16 protein-coding genes and 3 pseudogenes are annotated in these 19,266 nt (G+C 72.4%); 14 read left to right on the forward strand and 5 right to left on the reverse strand.

Annotation, left to right across the window (positions count from 1 at the left end; all coding sequences use genetic code 11):
• Genes ACZ6TI_RS31090 through ACZ6TI_RS31100 form a run of 3 tightly spaced genes read left to right on the forward strand, consistent with a single transcriptional unit; the run spans position 1 to position 4,147 of the window.
• Positions 1 to 735: a 16S rRNA (uracil(1498)-N(3))-methyltransferase gene (locus ACZ6TI_RS31090; protein ID WP_465348739.1), complete on the forward strand. Its 735-nt coding sequence runs from the start codon at positions 1 to 3 to the stop codon at positions 733 to 735.
• The gene (locus ACZ6TI_RS31095) at positions 729 to 2,402 is read left to right on the forward strand and encodes an ABC transporter transmembrane domain-containing protein (RefSeq protein ID WP_465348740.1); all 1,674 of its coding nucleotides are present in this window, start codon (positions 729 to 731) and stop codon (positions 2,400 to 2,402) included. The genes ACZ6TI_RS31090 and ACZ6TI_RS31095 overlap by 7 nt, the downstream gene beginning before the upstream one ends.
• The gene (locus ACZ6TI_RS31100) at positions 2,399 to 4,147 is read left to right on the forward strand and encodes an ABC transporter ATP-binding protein (RefSeq protein WP_465348741.1); all 1,749 of its coding nucleotides are present in this window, start codon (positions 2,399 to 2,401) and stop codon (positions 4,145 to 4,147) included. Before ACZ6TI_RS31095 ends, ACZ6TI_RS31100 begins: the two co-directional genes overlap by 4 nt.
• Here the strand turns inward: ACZ6TI_RS31100 and ACZ6TI_RS31105 are convergent.
• The 4 genes from ACZ6TI_RS31105 to ACZ6TI_RS31120 all read right to left on the reverse strand — a co-directional run bounded on the left by ACZ6TI_RS31105 (position 4,096) and on the right by ACZ6TI_RS31120 (position 8,197).
• Positions 4,096 to 4,245 carry a hypothetical protein gene (locus tag ACZ6TI_RS31105; RefSeq protein ID WP_465348742.1) on the reverse strand — a complete coding sequence of 50 codons (150 nt, stop codon included), beginning with the start codon at positions 4,243 to 4,245 and terminating at the stop codon, positions 4,096 to 4,098. The genes ACZ6TI_RS31100 and ACZ6TI_RS31105 overlap by 52 nt on opposite strands.
• A 163-nt stretch (positions 4,246 to 4,408) precedes the next feature.
• A complete protein-coding gene (locus tag ACZ6TI_RS31110; protein WP_465348743.1) occupies positions 4,409 to 4,987 on the reverse strand; it encodes a hypothetical protein in 579 nt (192 codons plus the stop codon).
• Positions 4,988 to 7,366: a beta-glucosidase gene (locus ACZ6TI_RS31115; protein ID WP_465348948.1), complete on the reverse strand. Its 2,379-nt coding sequence runs from the start codon at positions 7,364 to 7,366 to the stop codon at positions 4,988 to 4,990.
• 30 nt (positions 7,367 to 7,396) lie between these two features.
• Positions 7,397 to 8,197 carry an SDR family NAD(P)-dependent oxidoreductase gene (locus ACZ6TI_RS31120; RefSeq protein ID WP_465348744.1) on the reverse strand — a complete coding sequence of 267 codons (801 nt, stop codon included), beginning with the start codon at positions 8,195 to 8,197 and terminating at the stop codon, positions 7,397 to 7,399.
• 23 nt (positions 8,198 to 8,220) lie between these two features.
• Here ACZ6TI_RS31120 and ACZ6TI_RS31125 point away from each other — a divergent pair, with 23 nt between their 5' ends.
• The 11 genes and pseudogenes from ACZ6TI_RS31125 to ACZ6TI_RS31175 all read left to right on the forward strand — a co-directional run bounded on the left by ACZ6TI_RS31125 (position 8,221) and on the right by ACZ6TI_RS31175 (position 18,546).
• Positions 8,221 to 8,574, forward strand: coding sequence for an HIT domain-containing protein (locus tag ACZ6TI_RS31125; protein WP_465348745.1), 354 nt, complete (start codon positions 8,221 to 8,223; stop codon positions 8,572 to 8,574).
• Positions 8,571 to 9,956: a serine hydrolase domain-containing protein gene (locus ACZ6TI_RS31130; RefSeq protein ID WP_465348746.1), complete on the forward strand. Its 1,386-nt coding sequence runs from the start codon at positions 8,571 to 8,573 to the stop codon at positions 9,954 to 9,956. The genes ACZ6TI_RS31125 and ACZ6TI_RS31130 overlap by 4 nt, the downstream gene beginning before the upstream one ends.
• Before the next feature lie 95 nt (positions 9,957 to 10,051).
• Positions 10,052 to 10,759, forward strand: a pseudogene (locus ACZ6TI_RS31135) (PhoH family protein); the annotation flags it as partial.
• A gap of 261 nt (positions 10,760 to 11,020) precedes the next feature.
• Positions 11,021 to 11,578: pseudogene (locus ACZ6TI_RS31140) on the forward strand (LAGLIDADG family homing endonuclease); the annotation flags it as partial.
• Positions 11,579 to 11,833: 255 nt separating this feature from the next.
• Positions 11,834 to 12,199, forward strand: a pseudogene (locus ACZ6TI_RS31145) (PhoH family protein); the annotation flags it as partial.
• 56 nt (positions 12,200 to 12,255) lie between these two features.
• Complete coding sequence (ybeY, locus tag ACZ6TI_RS31150) at positions 12,256 to 12,726, forward strand: rRNA maturation RNase YbeY (protein ID WP_465348747.1); 471 nt, start codon at positions 12,256 to 12,258, stop codon at positions 12,724 to 12,726.
• Between the two features lie 5 nt (positions 12,727 to 12,731).
• Complete coding sequence (locus ACZ6TI_RS31155) at positions 12,732 to 14,066, forward strand: hemolysin family protein (protein ID WP_465348748.1); 1,335 nt, start codon at positions 12,732 to 12,734, stop codon at positions 14,064 to 14,066.
• Entirely contained in the window at positions 14,059 to 14,433 is a 375-nt protein-coding gene (locus tag ACZ6TI_RS31160) for a cytidine deaminase (protein WP_465348749.1), read from the forward strand. Before ACZ6TI_RS31155 ends, ACZ6TI_RS31160 begins: the two co-directional genes overlap by 8 nt.
• Before the next feature lie 890 nt (positions 14,434 to 15,323).
• Positions 15,324 to 16,214 carry a GTPase Era gene (gene era / locus ACZ6TI_RS31165; protein ID WP_465348949.1) on the forward strand — a complete coding sequence of 297 codons (891 nt, stop codon included), beginning with the start codon at positions 15,324 to 15,326 and terminating at the stop codon, positions 16,212 to 16,214.
• Positions 16,215 to 16,292: 78 nt separating this feature from the next.
• Entirely contained in the window at positions 16,293 to 17,423 is a 1,131-nt protein-coding gene (locus ACZ6TI_RS31170; RefSeq protein ID WP_465348750.1) for an acyltransferase family protein, read from the forward strand.
• On the forward strand, positions 17,320 to 18,546 hold the full coding sequence (locus tag ACZ6TI_RS31175) for an MFS transporter (protein WP_465348950.1): 1,227 nt from the start codon (positions 17,320 to 17,322) through the stop codon (positions 18,544 to 18,546). The genes ACZ6TI_RS31170 and ACZ6TI_RS31175 overlap by 104 nt, the downstream gene beginning before the upstream one ends.
• On the opposite strand, the gene ACZ6TI_RS31180 is transcribed toward ACZ6TI_RS31175, so the two are convergent.
• The gene (locus ACZ6TI_RS31180) at positions 18,515 to 19,261 is read right to left on the reverse strand and encodes a thioesterase family protein (RefSeq protein ID WP_465348751.1); all 747 of its coding nucleotides are present in this window, start codon (positions 19,259 to 19,261) and stop codon (positions 18,515 to 18,517) included. The two genes, ACZ6TI_RS31175 and ACZ6TI_RS31180, sit on opposite strands and share 32 nt — an antisense overlap.
• Positions 19,262 to 19,266: the final 5 nt, after the last annotated feature.

A 19,266-nucleotide genomic window follows, 5' to 3' on the forward strand; every position in this document is an offset into this window, starting at 1 on the left:
ATGTCCGCACCCCTCTTCCTGGTGGCCGAGCTGCCACCGGGTGACCTGACGACGCTCGACGGCCCCGAGGGCCACCACGCCGCCGACGTGCAGCGGGTCCGGCCCGGCGAGCAGGTCACCCTCGCCGACGGCCGGGGCTCGACCGCGTCGGCCGAGGTCACCGGGGTCGGCCGCGGCAGTGTGACGCTCCTGATCAAAAGCAGGTCGTTCGAAGCGAAGCCCGACCCCGCGCTCGTGGTGATCCAGGGCCTGCCCAAGGGCGACCGAGGCGAGCTCGCCGTGCAGGCGATGACCGAGGTCGGCGTGGACGAGATCGTCCCGTGGGCGGCGACCCGGTCGATCGTGCAGTGGCGCGGCGACCGCGGCCACAAGGCCCGCGCCAAGTGGTCGGCCACCGCCCGCGAGGCGGCGAAGCAGGCCCGCCGCGCCCATCTGCCACTGGTCTCCGGCGACCCGGACGCGAGCACCAAGCAGGTGGCCGCCCGGCTCTCCGCCGCAGCCGGCGCGTTCGTGCTGCACGAGGCCGCGACCGAGCCGCTGACCGGGGTCGAGCTGCCGCCGGCCGGCGAGATCGTGCTGGTGGTCGGGCCGGAGGGCGGCATCGCGGACGCCGAGCTCGACGTCTTCGCGGGCGCCGGCGCCACCCCCGTGCGGCTCGGCGAGACGGTGCTGCGCACCAGCACGGCCGGGGTCGCCGCGATCGCCGTCCTGTCCACGCGCCTGCGCCGATGGTGACCCCGGCCCGGATCCTGCGCCGGACCCTGGGCCGCAACAAGCGTCGCGTCACCGTGGGCACCCTGCTCTATGCCCTGCACCAGACCTGCGAGGCGTCGGTGCCGATCCTGATCGGGGTCACCATCGACCGGGCCGTCGCGACCGGCGACCTCGGGCAGCTGGCCGGCTCGATCGCCGCCCTGGGGGTGCTCTTCCTGTTTCTCACCACGGCCTATCGGCAGGGGGCGCGGCAGCTGGTCAAGGCGATCGCCGGCGAGTCGCACCGGCTGCGCTCCGAGGTGGCCGGCCGGATCATCGACCCGCGTGGCCTGCGCACCGATCTGCAGGCCGGCGACCTGCTGACGATCACCACGGACGACACCGGCCAGACCGCCTATCTGCTGGATCACCTGCCGCGGGTGATCGGCGCCCTGGTGGCGACCGGGGTCAGCGCGGCCGCTCTGTTCGCGATCTCGGTGCCGCTCGGCCTGGCGGTGCTGATCGGCACCCCGGCCGTGCTGGCCGCCCTGCAGCTCAGCGCCCCGATGATGACCCGGCGTTACGGCGAGCAGCAACGCCTGGCCGGGCGCTCGTCGTCGCTCGCCACCGACCTGGTCACCGGGCTGCGACCGCTGCGTGGGATCGGCGCGCAGGAGGCGGCCGCCCGGCGCTACCGGGAGGTCAGCCGGCAGGCGCTGGGGGCCACCCTGCACGCGGCCCGCTTCCGGGCCGGCTTCGCCGCCGGCAGCACCACGGTGAGCACCCTGCTGGCCTGCGGTGTGGCCATCCTGGCCGGCTGGTTCGCGCTCACCGGCCGGATCACCGCCGGCCAGTTCATCACCGTGATCGGGCTGGCCCAGTTCCTCGCCGAGCCGTTCGACACGCTGGCCATCGTGCCCGGCTGGCTGGCCGAGGCGCGCGGCTCGGCCCGGCGGCTCGCCCTGGTGCTCGGCGCCGGGCACCTGCTGCCCGAAACCGCCGCGACCCCGGCGTCCGGCCCGGCCGAGCTCGCCGTCCGCGACCTGCGCAGCGGCCCCTTGCGGCAGCTCGACCTGCGGGTGCGGCCCGGCGAGTTCGTCGGGGTGGTGGCCCTGCGACCGGCCGACGCCGAGGAACTGGTCGACCTGCTCGGCGGCCGCCGCCTGCCCGACCACGGCGCGATCACGGTGGCCGGCGCGTCCCCGCACGAGGCCCGCGAGGTGCTGCTGGTCGAGCCGCACCACACCGACCTCTTCACCGGCACGATCCGCTCGAACATCACCCCCGACCCTGATCACGCGGACGATGTCGCGGCCGCGCTGCGCGCCTCGGCCGCGGACGACGTGGTCGCGCTGCACCCGGCCGGGCTGGAGCATCCGGTCGCCGAGCGCGGCATGTCGCTGTCCGGCGGGCAGCGGCAGCGGCTGGCGCTGGCTCGGGCGCTGATGGCGGCGCCGCCGCTGCTGGTGCTGCACGACCCGACCACGGCGGTGGACGCGGTCACCGAACACTCCATCGCGCAGGGCATCCGGGCGCTGCGGCACGGGCCCGGCTCGGGGCACGCCACGGTGGTGGTGACCAGCAGCCCGGCGCTGCTCGCGCAGACCGACCGGGTGGTACTGATCGGCGACGGCACGGTGACCGCCGAGGGTTCGCACGCCTCGCTCGCCGCCGGTGATCCGGCCTATCAAGCGGCGGTGTTGCGATGACCCGATCTGCGACGACCGGGCTGCCCATCGCGTCGGCCGGGCAGACCTGGACCTGGCTGCGCCGCCAGCTCGCCGCCCGCCGGGGTGAGCTGACGTCGACCGTGCTGGCCGGGCTGCTCGCCGCGGCCACCTCGGTGATCCCGGTCTATGCGCTGGGCCGGCTGGTCGACCAGGTGCGGGCCGGCGCCGGGGTGCGCGCGATCGTGCCGATCACCGTGGTCATCGTGGTGTCCGCCGTGGTCGGTGGGCTGGCCACGGGACTGTCCGCCTGGCTGATCACCCGGCTCGGCGAGCGGATCCTGGCCGGGTTGCGCGAGCGTACGGTCGAGATCGCCCTGCGCCTGCCGACCACCGTGCTGGACCAGGCCGGCCGGGGTGACCTGCTGTCCCGGGTCGGCGCCGACGTGGCCGCGATCGGCAACTCGGCGGCCGGGGTGCTGCCCAACGTCCTGGGCGCGCTGCTGCTGGCGGTGCTCAGCCTGGCCGCGATGGTCGGGCTGGACTGGCGGCTGGGCCTGGCCGGACTGCTCGCGGCGCCGTCCTATGTGCTGGCCCTGCGCTGGTACCTGCCCCGGTCGGCGCCGGTCTACGCGGCCGAGCGGGTGGCCGTCGCCAACCGGTCGCAGCTGCTGGTGGAGAGCATGCAGGGGGTCCGGACGGTGCACGCGTACCGGCGGGAGCAGCGGCATCTGGAGGCGCTGGACGAGGCGTCGACGGCCGCCCGCAGGCTCGAGGTCGGGGTGTTCACGCTGTTCACCAGGTTTGTCGGGCGGGCCAACCGCAGTGAGTTCATCGGGCTGGCGGCGATCCTGATCACCGGCTTCTGGCTGGTCCGCACCGGCACCGGCACGGTCGGCGAGACGGCCGCCGCGGCGGTGCTGTTCCACCGCCTGTTCAACCCGATCGGCATGCTGCTCTACACCTTCGACGACGTGCAGGAGGCCGGGGCGAGCCTGGCCCGGGTGGTCGGCGTGCGCAACCTGGCCGGGCTGATCGCGCCGCCGCCGACCGCCCGGCCGCGGGACTCGAGCCTCGAGCTGCGCGACGTGGACTTCAGCTATGACGGCAGCACGCCGGTGCTGCGCGGGGTGAGCCTGCGGCTGGCGCCGGGGGAGCGGGTGGCGCTGGTCGGCTCGACCGGCGCGGGCAAGACCACTGTCGCGTCGATCGCGGCCGGGCTGCTGCGGCCGGACGGCGGCGACGCGCTGATCGGCGGAGTGCCGGCGGCCGGGCTGCCCGCGTCGGCGGTCGCGGTGGTGAGCCAGGAGACACACGTCTTCGCCGGGCCGCTGATCGAGGATCTGCGGCTGGCCCGGCCGGGCGCCACCGAATCGGAGGTGCTCGCCGCGCTGGCCACGGTCGGGGCCCGCGGCTGGGCCGAGGAACTGCTGGACACTCAGGTCGGCGAGGGTGGCCGGGCGCTGACCGCGGCGCAGGCGCAGCAGCTGGCGCTGGCCCGGCTGGTGCTGGCCGATCCCGCGGTGGCGGTGCTGGACGAGGCGACCGCGGAGGCGGGCAGCGCGGGCGCCCGCGACCTGGAGAAGGCGGCCCGGGCGGCCACCGCCGGGCGGACCGTGCTGATCGTGGCGCACCGGCTGACCCAGGCGGCGACGGCGGACCGGGTGATCCTGCTGGAGCACGGCGAGATCGTCGAGGAAGGACCGCACGCCGACCTGGTCGCGGCCGGCGGCCGTTACGCCCGGCTGTTCCGCGCCTGGGAGTCGCGCGGCCCCGGCCGCAGCTGAAGGGCCACCACCACCCCCACCGAGACCAGCACCCCGACCAGGCTCGGCACGCCCAGCCGGCCGTCCACCGCATAGGACGCGACCGAGGTGACGAACACGCCGGCGGTGTAGCAGAACGCGGCCGGCAGGGCGATCCGGGCGACCCGGTCCGGTGTCGCGGCGGCGATCAGCAGCGCGGCGCAGAGAATCAGGTCGGGCGCGAGGAACGGGTTGTCCGCCCGCCACGAGTCGTTCCGGAACAGATAGGCGAGATCAGTTCTCCTATGGATTGGGGCTGTTGCTCTCCGGCATCCGGGCCCAGACGGCCGCGCCCCTCGGCGACAGCCGGTAGCCCACCTCCAGGCTCTCGGTCAGGCCCAGCTCCTTGAGCCGCCGCACCTCGCGCTTGAAGGTCAGCATGTCCGGATAGCCGGCCTCGGCGAAGATGTCGCCGGCCCGGACGGCGGGCTTCGCCGCGATCAGCGCGAGAATGCGCCGGGTCCACGGCCCCCGCTTGCTGGTCGCGTCCATCCGGTCCAGGCGGGTGATCACCGCCTCCAGATCGGAGAGATCCGCACGCAGCGCGATGCGCGGGTCGGTCCCGGCGAAGCCGACCTCCACCCGGAACAAATCGCCCTGTCCCGGCACGTCGGCGGTCGCTGCGGTCGCCGTGGGATAGCCGGCGAGCTTCGCGTCGGCCGCGGAGATCCGCGAGATGCGATCGACGGCCTTGACCTCGATCACGCCGATCATCGTGCGCAGCCGGCTGCCGGCCAGCACCCGGGCGTGCCGCCACCGCCGGAACACCACGGACACCCGCCCGTCCCGGATCTTGTCCAGCGCGTCCTGCCGGAACAGCATTCAGACCTCCAGATCGGCGGTCAGGCGCGGGTCGTCGAGGGCGTGCGCCGCGGTGATCGCATAGGTCCCCTTGATCGTCCGCCAGCCGTCGTCCCAGATCTGGAACGCGCGGTCCGGCAACGGCACGTGCACCGTCACACTCTCGCCCGGATGCGCCTGCACCGGCGCGAACCCGGCCAGCCAGCGGGCCGGGCGCTCGGGTTCGGAGTCGGCCGAGGACACGTAGATCTGGATCACCTCGCGGCCGGCCCGCGCGCCCGTGTTGGTCACCGTCACCACCGCCAGGCCGTCGTCCACCCGCAACTCTTCGTATTGCCACGAGGTGTAGCCCAGGCCGTGCCCGAAGGCGAAGTGCGGGGTCGCGCCGGACCGCTGCCAGGCGCGATAACCCACGAACACACCCTCGTCGTAGGACATCACGTCGTCGCGCAGGTCGATGTCGAGGATCGGGCAGTCCTCCGCGCGGCGCGGCCAGGTGGTCGGCAGGCGGCCGCCCGGCTCGGTCACGCCGAGCAGCACGTCGGCCAGGGCGGCGCCGGCCTCCTGGCCCGGGAACCAGGTGAGCAGGACCGCCGCCACGTCGTCCGCCCAGGGCATCAGCACCGGGGCGCCGGCGTTCACGACCACCACCGTCTTCGGGTTCGCGGCGGCCACGCGTACCACGAGCTCGTCCTGCCGGCCCGGCAGCGAGAGTGACTTGCGGTCGAAGCCCTCGGACTCGGTCTGCTCGGTCGTGCCCACCACCACGATCGCGACGTCGGCCTCGGCCGCGAGGCCGACGGCCTCGGCGATCAGGCCCTCAGCGTCCGGTCCGGGCCCGCGGTGCCCCAGCGTCGCCGCCACCGTGTGCGCCAAGCCAGGCGCATTGGTCCTGGTCAGGACAACCTCGACCGGTACGCCCGCCGGCAGCGTCACGTCGGCCCGAAACTCCCGCGGATCCAGCAGCAACTCCGCCCGCAACGCCCCCGGCGGATGCAGGCTGCCCTGATAGAGCCGCTGCCCGCCCACGGTCAGCTCGTAACTGCCGAACCCGGACACCGCGAAACAGTGCTCCCCACCCACCGAAGGCGTGAACGTGGCACCGAACCGCACCTCGGTCACGACCTCGGGATCGAGCCGCCCGGGCAGGTCACCGAGCCAGCGCAGGGACGCCTGCTCGACCGGGAACTCGTGCCGCACCCCCGCGCCGCTCACCGCCACCGTCATGCCGGTCCACTCCGGACCGCGCGCCGGCGGCAGGAACGGCCGCGGGTCGGCGCCGATCGCATAGCGCACGTCCACCCCGGACAGTGCCCGGCCCAGCCCGTCCTGCGGCGAGATCACGTGCGGCGGCGTCACCGTCGCGCTGCCGCCGCCGAGCACCCGCGCGTCCATCGCCAGCGCGCCGATCAGCGCCACCCGGGTCAGCGCCGCCGCCTCCAGCGGCAACGTGTAGCCCTCGTTGCGCAGCAGCACGAAGGACCGCGCCGCCACCTCGTGCGCCACCGCCGCACCGTCCAGCTCGGGTGGCGGCGTCACCACCGGCCCGCCGTCCAGCGCACCCACCCGCAACGCCAGCCGCAGCACCCGCCGCACCTTGTCGTCGAGCACCGCCTCGGGCACCGCGCCGGACCGCACCGCGGCCGCCAGCCGGCCCTCCGACCAGGGACTCTCCAGCGCGGGCATGGCCACGTCGAGCCCGCCCAGCGCGGCCGGCACCGTGTCCCGAGCGGCCCGCCAGTCGGACACCACGAACCCGTCGAAGCCCCACTCGTCCTTCAACACGCCCTGCTGCAGCGGCCCGTGCGCGGCCATCGGCAGCCCGTTCACCCCGTTGTACGCGGACATCACACCCCAGCCGCCGGCCCGCACCACCCGCTCGAACGGCGCCAGATAGATCTCCCGCAGCGCCCGCTCCGAGATCCGCACGTCGGCCTCCATGCGCGCGGTCTCGAAGTCGTTGCCGACCAGATGCTTCACCGTCGTGGCCACGCCGTGCGCCTGCACCCCCGCCACGAAACCCGCCGCGATCTCGCCGCTGAGCAGTGGATCCTCCGAATAGCACTCGAAGTGCCGGCCACCCAGCGGGGTGCGGTGCAGATTCACCGTCGGGGCCAGCAGCACATGCACACCCTTGCGCCGGGCCTCCTGGCCGAGCACCCGGCCGGCCCGCCCGGCCAGCTCCGGATCCCAGGTCGCGGCCACCGCGGTCGGGCTGGGCAGCGCGATCGACGGGTCCTCCGGCGCCCAGCCGGTGCCACGCACGCCGACCGGGCCGTCCGACATGATCAGCGACCGCAGGCCGATCCGCGGGATCGCGGGCAACGACCAGAAGTCCCGGCCGGTCACCAACTCCGCCTTCTCCTCGAGGGTCAGCTCCCGCACCAGGCCGTCGATCATGTCGCTCACGACATGATCCTGTCATCCCTCTCACGTGCGCAGATACGAAGCGCCATTCATGTCGACGATGGCGCCCGACGCCCAGAGCGCGTCCGGCGACGCCAGCCAGTGCACCGCGCTCGCCACCTCGTCCGGCTGGGCCACCCGGTGGAACGGGCTCTGCGCCCGGATCGCGTCGCCGCGCTCGGCCTTGAGGTGCTCGTTGGTCATGTCGGTCTCGATGAAGCCCGGCGCCACGGTCGCCACCGCGATCCCGTAGGGCGCCAGCGCCACCGCCAGGGACTGGCCCATCGAGTTCATCGCGGCCTTCGACGCGCCGTAGGCCGGCTGCTCCGGCTCGCCCCGGAACGCGCCGCGGGACGAGACGTTGACGATCCGGCCGCCGCCCGTGCGCATGTGCTGGACCGCGGCCCAGGACGCGTTGGCGGCGCCGAACAGGTTGACGTCGAAGGTGTCCTTCCACATCCGCTGCCACGCCTCGTAGCCGTTCTCCAGAAACTTCACGGCCGGTGGGCTGCCATCCACAGCCCCGCCGCCACCCTTGACCGGACTGAAGGCACCGTAAATTCCGGCGTTGTTGACCAGCACGTCCAGGCCGCCGAGCCGGGCCGCGGCGTCGTCCACCATGGCGCGTACCCCCTCGGGGTCTGCCATGTCGGCCCGGACCACGACGTGGCCCTCTCCGGGCAGCTCCTTGACCAGCGACTCGGCCATCGCCGCGGAAGCGCGGTGATGCACCGCGACCCGATCGCCGCCCGCCGCGAACCGCATCGCGATCGCCCTGCCCAGCCCCCGCGATGAACCGGTCACCAGTACCGCGCGATTTGTCATACCAGCACCCTAGGATCTTTCGGGTGGACAACGACTGCCTGTTCTGCCGGATCGTCGCGGGGGAGATCCCGGCCACGGTCGTGCACGAGACCGACACCACGCTGGCCTTCCGCGACATCGACCCGAAGGCGCCGGTGCACGTCCTGGTGATCCCCAAGGAGCATCACTCCGACGTGGTCGCGCTCGCCCTGGCCGACCCGGCCGGCGCCGCCGACGTGCTGGCCGCGGCCGCCGCGGTCGCCGAGGCCGAGGGGCTGCGCGGCGACGGATTCCGGCTGATCTTCAACAACGGGGGATGGGCGGGCCAGGAAGTGTTCCACGCCCACGGTCACGTGGTCGGCGGCCGTCCGCTCGGACCCATGGTGGTGGCCGGGTGAGCGCCGCCCACTCCCGCCTCGAGCGGGCCGTCCGCAAGGTCCAGGCCGACGCCCGGGTGCCCGCCCTCTCGGTCGCGCTGCACCGAGCCGACCAGAGCCTCTGGACCTGCACGATCGGCGACTCCGGCAACACCGGGCACCCGCTCGACGCCGACTCCCGCTTCCGGATCGGCTCGGTCACCAAGACGTTCACCGCGGTGCTGGTCATGCAGGCCCGCGACGACGGCCTGCTCGACCTCGACGACCCGGTGTCCCGGCACCTCGACGTGCCCGCGCACGGCGACGCCACGATCCGGCGGATGCTCTCGCACACCTCCGGCTTCCAGCGCGAGCCGCACGGCGACGTGTGGGACAAGCTGGAGATGCCGGCCCCCGACCGGATGCTCGCCGACCTCGAGCGCGCCGAGCGGGTGCTGCCCAACGCGCGCCGCTTCCACTACTCCAACCTCGCCCTCGCCGTGCTCGGCCAGCTCGTCGCCCGGCTGCGCGGCGGCACCTGGGCCGAGGTGCTGCAGGAGCGCGTGCTCACCCCGCTCGGCCTCGACGCGACCACCTATGAGCCGACCGATCACGCCGCCGTCGGCTGGCTGGTGGACGCCTTCTCCGACGCCGCGCACCCCGAGCCCCGGGTGGACGCAGGCGGCGCCGCACCCGCCGCCCAGCTCTGGAGCACCGCCGCCGACCAGGCCCGATGGGCCGCCTTCCTGACCAGCCCCGAGATCGTCGACCCCAAGGGCGAGGTGCTCGCCGCCGACTCGGTCGACGAGATGCGCTGGCCGCTGACCACCACCGACGAGCAGCTCTGGGGCGCCGGCTTCGGCCTCGGCCTGATCCTGCAGCCGATGGGCAAGCGGGTCGTGCACGTCGGCCACGACGGCGCGATGCCCGGCTTCCTCGCCGCGGTCTATGGGCGGCGCGGAGGCGAGGGCAACCCCGGCGCGCTCGGCTGCGCGGTGCTGGCCTCCTCCGGCACCGCCGCCTCGATCGGCGACCTGCCGCACGAGCTGCTGCGGCTCGCCATCGAGCTCGAGCCGGCCGCGATCAAGGCGTGGAGCATCGGCGAGCCCGCCCCGGCGGCCTATCAGTCGGTGCTCGGCCAGTGGTGGAGCGAGGGCTTCCCGTTCGTGTTCTCCTGGCATGACGGCACCCTGCGGGCGCGCGCGCCGGACGCCCCCGCCGACCGGCCGCCGGCCGTGTTCCGGCCGCTGCCGGACAACCCCGACGTGCTCCGCACGATCTCCGGGCGGGAGGCCGGCGAGTTGCTCCGGCTCGACCGTGATGAGCGCGGTGTGACCACGCGGATGCACTGGGCCACCTACCGCCTCACCCGGCAGTTGGAAGCCTTCGACGGTGTTCCCGCATCAGCCGGTGAGCGGCCCTAATGGTGTCGGCGTGTGCGGCGGCGAGCGGATACGATGGCACGGTCCTTACGGCGCAAGACAGAGAGCAGGTGGCGTAGGCCCCCGGGGCCGCCCCTATGACCAGCACTGACCACCCTTCGAGCGCGTCCGGCGCGGCTCGGGTGCAAACCAGGATCTCGGTCTCGGATCCGAAGATCATGGTGAACCTGCTGGGCGCCAAGGACGAGATCCTGCGCCTGATCGAGCGCACACTCACCAGTGACGTGCATGTCCGTGGCAACGAGATCACCGTGACCGGCTCGCCGGCCGACAACGCGACCGCCGAGCGTCTCTTCTCCGAGCTCATCGAGCTGGTGGAGAAGGGCGAGACGCTGACCGTCGACGCCGTCCGGCGCACCGTCGCGATGCTCGAGCAGAACACCTCGGAGCGCCCCGCCGAGGTGCTGACGCTCAACATCCTCTCCCGGCGCGGGCGCACCATCCGCCCCAAGACCCTGGGTCAGAAGCGATATGTGGACTCGATCGACGAGAACACGATCGTCTTCGGCATCGGCCCGGCCGGCACCGGCAAGACTTACCTGGCGATGGCCAAGGCGGTCCAGGCGCTGCAGGCCAAGCAGGTCAGCCGCATCATCCTGACCCGGCCGGCGGTCGAGGCGGGCGAGCGGCTGGGCTTCCTGCCCGGCACGCTCAACGAGAAGATCGACCCCTATCTGCGGCCGCTCTACGACGCCCTGCACGACATGCTCGACCCCGAGTCGATCCCGCGCCTGATGCAGGCCGGCACGATCGAGGTCGCGCCGCTGGCGTACATGCGAGGCCGGGCGCAGCCGCTGACGGCCAAGGTGCTCACTCCGGTCGGCTGGCGCCAGATCGGCGACCTGCGGGTCGGCGACATGGTGGTGGCCTCCGACGGACTGCCCACGCCGGTGCTGGGCGTTTACCCGCAAGGCCGGAAGCAGGTCTACCGGGTCACCACGCAGGATGGCGCCTCGACGGTGGCGTGCGGCGAGCACCTATGGACCGTGCGGACCGTGGACGACCGCAGCCACGGCCGACCGTGGCGGACGCTCGAAACCCAGGAGATGATCGGCAAGCTGCGCCGCGGCGCGGTTCACCGGTACGAGCTGCCGCTCACCGAGCCGGCCGAGTTCATCAGCCCTGAGCTGCCGATCGATCCGTATGCGCTGGGCCTGTTGCTGGGTGACGGCTGCCTGACCACGAGCACCACGCCGTCGTTCACGACCGCGGACCCTGAGCTGGCCGAAAGCCTGGAACGCGCACTGCCCGGCATCACCGTGGTCCGCAAGAACGAGGTGGACTATGTGCTGCACAACGAGTCGGGTGGGCGCGGTGGTGTGATCACCGCGAACCCGGTGACCGTCGCCCTGCGTGAACTCGGCCTCGCCGGCACGCGGTCGGACACCAAGTTCGTGCCGGAGATCTACAAGATCAATAGCGGGGTGGCTCGGCTCTACCTGCTGCAGGGACTCCTCGACAGCGACGGCGGCCCGGTGGTCCAGAACGGGCGCACCTGTCGGATTCAGTACACGACATCCTCCGAGCGGCTGCGCGACGACGTGATCTTCCTGGTCAGGTCGCTGGGCGGGGTGGCGTATGTGCGCCGCCGGGTCGCTGAGGGCCGTAAGCCCGGCCTCGCCCGGGGACGCGAGGTGCACCACCGTAACGACGCATTCGTGCTGGACATCCGCCTGCCGGCCAACCTCGATCCGTTCCGGCTGGCGCGCAAGCGTGCACTTTACGACGCTAGCGGCGGCGGTCGCCCGATGCGTTTCATCCACTCGATCGAGCCGATCGGCGAGGACGAGACGGTGTGCATCCAGGTCGCGGCGGAGGATTCGCTCTACATCACCGACGATCTGATCGTCACCCACAACACGCTCAACGACGCGTTCATCATTCTTGATGAGGCGCAGAACACGACGCCCGAGCAGATGAAGATGTTTCTGACGCGGCTCGGGTTCGGTGCCAAGATCGTGGTCACCGGTGACGTGACGCAGGTCGACCTGCCCGGTGGCACGACCAGTGGGCTGCGGATCGTCCGGGAGATCCTGCGCAACGTCGACGATGTGCACTTCGCCGAGTTGTCCAGCTCCGACGTCGTGCGGCACCGGCTGGTGGCGGAGATCGTCGATGCCTATGCGCGATTCGACGATGCGCAGGAGGAGCAGGCCGCCGCGCAATCCGTGCGTGCCGTGCCGGGTCGAGCCGCCGGCGGCGGCCGCGCCGGCCGGCGGCGCTGAATCACGACAATGAGAGCCACCGAAGCGGCTTCGCCGCATTACAGAGGAAAGTCCTAATGTCCATCGAGATCGCCAACGAGTCCGGAGTCGAGGTCGACACCGACGCGATCCTCGCGGTGGCTCGGCACGCGCTCGACGAGATGGGGGTCAACCCGCTCGCCGAGTTGTCGATCCTCCTCGTCGACATCGACTACATGACCGAGCTGAACCATCGGTGGATGGGCAGCGACGGCCCGACCGACGTGCTCGCCTTCCCGATGGACGAGGGCAGCGTCGACCACGGTCCGGGTGAGGCCGGCACCGGTGAGCCGGCGCTGCTCGGCGACATCGTGCTGGCGCCCGAGGTGGCCGCGAAACAGGCGGCGGCCGCCGGGCACACCGCGGCGGACGAGCTGCACCTGCTGACCGTGCACGGGGTGCTGCACCTGCTGGGCTACGACCATGCGGAGCCGGAGGAGGAGCGCGAGATGTTCGCGCTCCAGGCGCGGCTGCTGCAGAGCTGGCGATCCGGACGGCGGGCCGGCTGATCCCCATGGACGGCGGCCTTCCCGATCTTCAACTGCTGATTTACGCGGTGATCCTGGTGTTCCTGGCCGGGCTCGCCTCGATGACCGATGCCGCGCTCGCCACCGTCTCGTCGGCCCGCGCGGCCGAGATGGCCCGCGAGGGCAAGCGGGGCGCCGCGGCGCTGACCGCGGTGGCCGGCGACGTGGTCCGCCACCTCAATCTGCTGCTCCTGCTGCGGCTGCTCTGCGAGCTGACCGCGACCACGCTGGTGGCGCTCGTCGCGGTCGACACGTGGGGGGCCGGCTGGCAGGCCGCGCTGGTCACCGCCGGCGCGATGACGCTGGTCAGCTTCGTGGTGGTGGGCGTCGCACCGCGCACGGTGGGCCGCCAGCACGCCTATGTGGTGGGCCGGGCCACGGCGCCGCTGGTGCGCTGGATCGGCCGGGTGTTCAACCCGCTGGCGTCGCTGCTGATCCTGATCGGCAACGCGGTGACGCCCGGCAAGGGCTTCCCGGAGGGGCCGTTCGGCAGCCAGGTCGAGTTGCGTGAGCTGGTCGACCTGGCCGAGCAGCGCGGCGTGGTCGAGCACGGCGAGCGCGAGATGATCCACTCGGTGTTCGCGCTGGGTGACACGATCGCCCGCGAGGTGATGGTGCCGCGCACCGAGATGGTGTGGATAGAGAGTGCGAAGACGCTGCAGCAGGCGTTGTACCTGTTCCTGCGGTCGGGCTTCTCGCGCATCCCGGTGATAGGGGAGAGCGTGGACGACGTCCTCGGCGTCGTCTATCTGAAGGACGTCGTGCGGAGCACGCAAAACGGCGATCCGGCGGCGACCGCGATGCCGGTGGCCGAGCTGATGCGGGCCGCGACCTTCGTGCCGGAGTCCAAGCCGGTCGACGACCTGCTGTCCGAGATGCAGGCGGCGCGCACCCACCTGGTGATCGTGGTGGACGAATACGGCGGCACCGCCGGCCTGGTCACCATCGAGGACATCCTCGAGGAGATCGTCGGCGAGATCACCGACGAATACGACGTGGAGCGCCCGCCGGTGGAGACGCTGGAGGACGGCGCGGTGCGGGTGACCGCGCGGCTGCCGATCGAGGACCTGGGCGAGATCTTCGGCGTCGAGCTGCCGGCCGACGAGGTGGAGACGGTCGGCGGCCTGCTCGCGCAGACGCTCGGCCGGGTGCCCATCCCGGGAGCGTCGGTCGACGTGAACGGCCTGCACCTGGTCGCCGAGGGCACTACCGGCCGGCGCAACCGGATCGACTCGGTGCTGGTGCATCGCATCGCGCCCGCCGAACCGGACGAGGCCGATGACAATTCCGACACCGAGGAGAGGCAGCACGCCGATGCTTGAGGGCAGCACCGTTCCGTCGTCGACGGCCGGCGATCCGCTGAGCGCGGAGGATCAGAAGCTGGTCACCCTGGCACGCAGCTCGCGCGCCCGGGTGGGCGCGCTGGAGGGTGCTTCGGTACGCGACCAGGACGGCCGCACGTATGCGGCGGCGAGTGTCGCGCTGCCCAGCCTGGCGGTGACCGCCCTGCAGCTGGCGGTGGCCTCGGCGGCGGCCGCGGGAGCGAAGTCCCTGGAGGCGGCGGCGGTGGTGACCGAGGCGTCGACGCTGGAGGGCGCCGGGCACGCCGCGGTGCGTGACCTGGGACCCGAGGCGCCGATCCACGTGGCGGCCCCGAACGGGACACTGCTCGGCACGGTAACCACATGACCGACTCGGACGGACCCAAGCGAGCGGCACAGCCTGAGCGGCGGGGCGCGGCCAAGGTTCGGGGAAGGGCCAAGTCTGCTGGCGGAGTGAACGCCGCGGGCGGGGCCGAGGCTGCTGGCGGCGGAAAGACCGCGCGTGGGGCCGAGACTCCGAGCAGGGCCCACGGTGGTAGCGGGGCAAGGGCTGCGAGCGGTGCTAAGGCTGCGAGCGGGGCTAAGGCTGCGGGCGGGGCTAAGGCTGCAGGCGGGGCTAAGGCTGCGGGCGTAGCAAGGACTGCGGGCGGGGCTAAGGCTGCAGGCGGGGCTAAGGCTGCGGGCGTAGCAAGGACTGCGGGCGGGGCCACTGCTGTTGGCGGGGCGAAGGCTGCGGGTGGGGCCAAGGCCGGGGCCGGGGCTGGGGTCGCGGCGGGAGTGGGCGTTGCGGGCGGGGCTGCTGTGAGTGGGGCCGGTGGTGGGCAGGAGCGGCGGCTGACGCCGGGGGAGCGCAATGAGCGGCTTCGCCAGGAGCGTCGCTCTCGGAGGGCGGCTGGGCTGCCGGGTAAGACGCAGGCCGGGGGCGGCGGAGCCGCAGGCGGGGTGCGGAGCGGCGGAGCCGGGAGCACTTCGCGGAGCGGCGGAGCCGGGAGCACCTCGCGGAGCGGCGGAGCCGGGAGCACCTCGCGGAGCGGCGCAGCTGTGGGTGCGGAGCAGGGCGGAGCGGCGGAGCGCAGCGGAGCCAGCACTGCGCGGAGCGGCGGAGCCGTGAGCACAGCGCGTGCTGATGCGCGGCGGGACGATGCCGATGGTGGGACTGCCGGGGGAGGCGGGAAGACTGGGGCCCGTCCGTTGGCCGAGCAGAGCGGCGCGCGTATCGGGAAGAAGAAGGGCCGGCACAAGGCGGCGGCGCGGCAGGTGGCCGTGGCGGATGTCTATCGCGCGGGTTTCGCCTGTTTTGTGGGGCGGCCCAACGCGGGCAAGTCGACGCTGACGAACGCGATCATCGGGCAGAAGATCGCGATCACGTCGTCGAAGCCGCAGACCACCCGGCATGTGATCCGCGGGATCCTGCACCGGCCGGACGCGCAGCTCGTGCTGGTCGACACGCCGGGGCTGCACCGGCCCCGCACGCTGCTCGGGGAGCGGCTGAACGACCTGGTCAAAGAGGTCTGGAGCGAGACCGACGTGATCGGCGTCTGCTTCCCGGCGGACGAGCCGATCGGCAAGGGCGACCGGTTCATCTCCTCCGAGGTCGCCGAGCTCAAGGCCACCGTGATCGCGGTCGTCACGAAGGTCGACCTGGTCGATCCGGCGACCCTGGCGCAGCGGCTGCTGGACGTCAGCGCGCTCTATGACTTCGCCGAGATCGTGCCGGTCAGCGCGGTCTCCGGGCATCAGGTGGAGACGCTGGTCGACGTGTTGATCAGGCACCTGCCGGAATCGCCGCAGCTCTATCCGGACGACGTGCTGACCGACGAGCCGGAGCAGGTGCTGATCGCCGAGCTGATCCGCGAGGCGGCGCTCGAAGGGGTGCGCGACGAGCTGCCGCACTCGATCGCGGTGCTGGTCGAGGAGATGGTCGAGGAGGAGAACCTGCTGCGCATCTTCGCCGATCTCTACATCGAGCGGGACAGCCAGAAGTCGATCGTGATCGGCACCCGGGGCGCGCGGCTGAAGGACGTCGGGATCAAGGCGCGCGCTCAGATCGAGGCGCTGCTGGGCCGGCGAATTTACCTGGATCTGCACGTGCGGGTTGCCAAGGAATGGCAGCGTGACCCCAAGCAGCTGCGCAAGCTTGGGTTCTAATTAACCCTTTTCTATCGGTTATGTGGGTTCTGTCACGCTGGTTTGATCGCGGCCCCCCGGATGGGTACTGGTGGAGTCATGCGAAACCGGTACCTGGACCTGCTGCGTGCTGCCGCGGTCGGCCGGGTGGTGCTCTATCACGTGACCGGCTGGCCGCTGCTGACCATCGTGTTCCCGGCGATGTCGGTGATGTTCGCGCTGGCCGGCTCGATGATGGCGGCATCGCTCGACCGGTCCGGGCCGATCGCGGTGGAGAGCCGGATGCGCCGGTTGCTGCCGTCGGTCTGGGTGCTTTCCGCGGTGGCGGTGCCGGCCATGATGCTCGACGGGCTGGCCTGGGACCCGCGGCTGCTGCTGTGGTTCTTCCCACTGCAGGACCCGCCGGCCGGCGGCGTGTGGACCGAGGCGCTGAGCGCCATGTGGTACCTGCGTGACTTCCTGTGGTTCGTGCTGCTGTCGCCGGTGCTGTTGCCGATCTTCCGGAAGTTTCCGCTGCTCACCATCGCGACGCCCTATGTCGCGCTGGCGGTCATCACGTTCGCCGGGCTGACCCCGCACCCGATCGTGCGGGACATGGCGCTCTACGGCGGCGCCTGGCTGATCGGCTTCGCCCACCACGACGGGCTGCTCCGCGCCCGCAAGCTGCTCTGGGCAGCGGCGGCGGTCGCGCTGGCCGCGGTGGCGTGGGTGGTGACCCATCCCGGACCGCGCGGCTTCGACCTCAACGACGTGCCGCTCGGCAACGCCCTCTGGTCGCTGGCGTTCATGCTGGTGCTGCTGCGGTTCTCGCCGGTGATCCAGCCCCGCCGGGTGATCACCGCGCTGAACGCGCGGGCACTGACGATCTATCTGTGGCACGTGCCGATCATCGTGGCGATCACGCACGCCGGTGAGGCGGCGGGCTGGCCGGTGCGCGGCGGCGTGGGCGTCGGCTGGCGGCTCGTCGTGGTGCTCGCGATGCTGGGTCTCGTGGTGCTGGCGGTGGGCTGGGTCGAGGATCTGGCCGGTGGGCGCAAGCCCGTGCTGGTCCCGGCGAATGTCGTACCCGCGAGTCAAGATGGTCGGCATGACGTCCACGTCCGCCCAGGTCCGGCGCACGTACTACGTGCTCGGCTTCGGCAACACCCTGGCCGCGTCGCTCATCTGGGGCGTCAACACGATCTTTCTGCTCGACGCCGGCCTGTCCAACTTCGAGGCGTTCGCCGCTAACGCGCTCTTCTCCGCCGGCATGGTGCTCTTCGAGGTGCCGACCGGCATCGTCGCCGACTCCTGGGGGCGCCGGGCTTCCTATCTTCTCGGCACGGTCACGCTGGCCGTGACCACGGTGTTCTACGTGTGGCTCTGGTCGGTGCAGGGCCCGTTCTGGGCGTGGGCGGTGTCGTCGCTGCTGATCGGGCTCGGCTTCACGTTCTTCTCCGGCGCGGTCGAGGCGTGGCTGGTCGACGCCCTGCACGCCACCGGCGACGACAGCCCGCTCGACCCGGTGTTCGCCCGCGGTCAGGTCTTCATGGGCGCGGGCATGCTGATCGGCTCGGCCGGCGGCGGGTTCCTGGCCCAGTGGCTCGGCCTGGGCGCGCCCTACCTGCTGCGCGCCGCGGTGCTGGTGGTGATGTTCGTGGTGGCCGCGATGCTGATGCGCGACCTGGGTTTCACGCCCGAGCGGGGGCACGGCGCGCTCGCCGAGATGCGCAAGATCACCCGTGACTCGGTGCGGTACGGCCTGCGGGTCCGCCCGGTGCGCTGGCTGATGGTGGCCGGGCTGGCCACCGGTGGCGTGGGGATCTATGTGGGCTATGCGCTGCAGCCGCATCTGCTCGACCTCTGGGGCGACGACCGGGCCTATTGGGTGGCCGGTCTGTCCGCCGCCCTGCTGGCCGCCTCCCAGATCGGTGGCGGCCTGCTCGGTGGCCGGGTGCGCCACCTGTTCCGGCGGCGCACCGGCATGATCCTCACGATGACCGGCATCACCGTGGTCGCCGTGGTGCTGATCGCCGCCGTCCCCAGCTTCTGGCTGGTGCTGGTGTTCATCGTGATCTGGGGACTGGCGAGCACCGCGGAGATGCCGGTGCGGCAGGCCTATCTGAACGGGATGATCCCGTCCCAGCAGCGGGCCACCCTGCTCTCCTTCGACTCGCTGATGGCGTCGGCCGGTGGCGCGGCGGCCCAGCCGCTGCTGGGCCGGTCCGCGGACGCGTGGGGTTACCCGGTGTCCTTCGGGCTCTCCGCACTGCTGGCCGCGCTGGCGATGCCGTTCGTCTGGCTGTCCCGCCGGGAGCGGGCGCCGGCCGACGAGCAGGAGGTCAGCGCTCCCGCACCAGCAGTGGCTGGCTGACCTCGCCGATCTTGCCGGCCGGGTCGGCGAGGGTGCCGCTGCACAGGCCCAGGCCGTCGTCCGTCAGCTCGCTGCGGCATTCCAGCTGGACCCACTCGCCGTCGGCCGGGCGCAGCAGGGTGGTGGTCATGCCCGGCGGGATGGAGAGCCACTCGTTCATCGGCAGCGCCGCGGACACGCCGTTGGCCGAGTCCGCCACGATCAGTGCCCGCGCCTGCCCGGTGAGGTCCTCGCCCTCGATCAGCGGGTGCTTCACCCGGGTCCACACGTTCGCATATCCCGGGGTGCGATCGTCCTGGAAGCGCCACTCGATCGACTCGCCGTATCCCCACCCGCTCATCAACGGCGCCGTCGAGCCGCCGATCTCCGGGACGGGCGCATAGCTGGTGACCACCGGCGGCTTCGGCCCGGCCGCGAGATGCCAGCCCCGGGCCACCACCGCGGTCTTGCCGTCGATCAGCATCCGGGCCTCGATCAGCGCGGTGAGCCGGCCCGGCTTGACCGGCGCGACCTCCACCGACAACGGCTTGCGCGGGATCGGGCCGAGGAAGTCCACCGAGATCCGGGCCAGACGCAGGTCGCCACCCGGGGCCATCAGGTGCCCGAGCAGCGCGGCCGGTGGCCCGCCGTGCTGCATCCGCGAGTCCCACGGGCTCTCGGTCGATCCGGTCGGCTCGAAGCGGTTGTCACCCAGCGGCTGATAGAACGCGGTCATTCACC

The sequence above is a fragment of the Actinoplanes sp. NPDC051388 genome, from assembly GCF_055586225.1.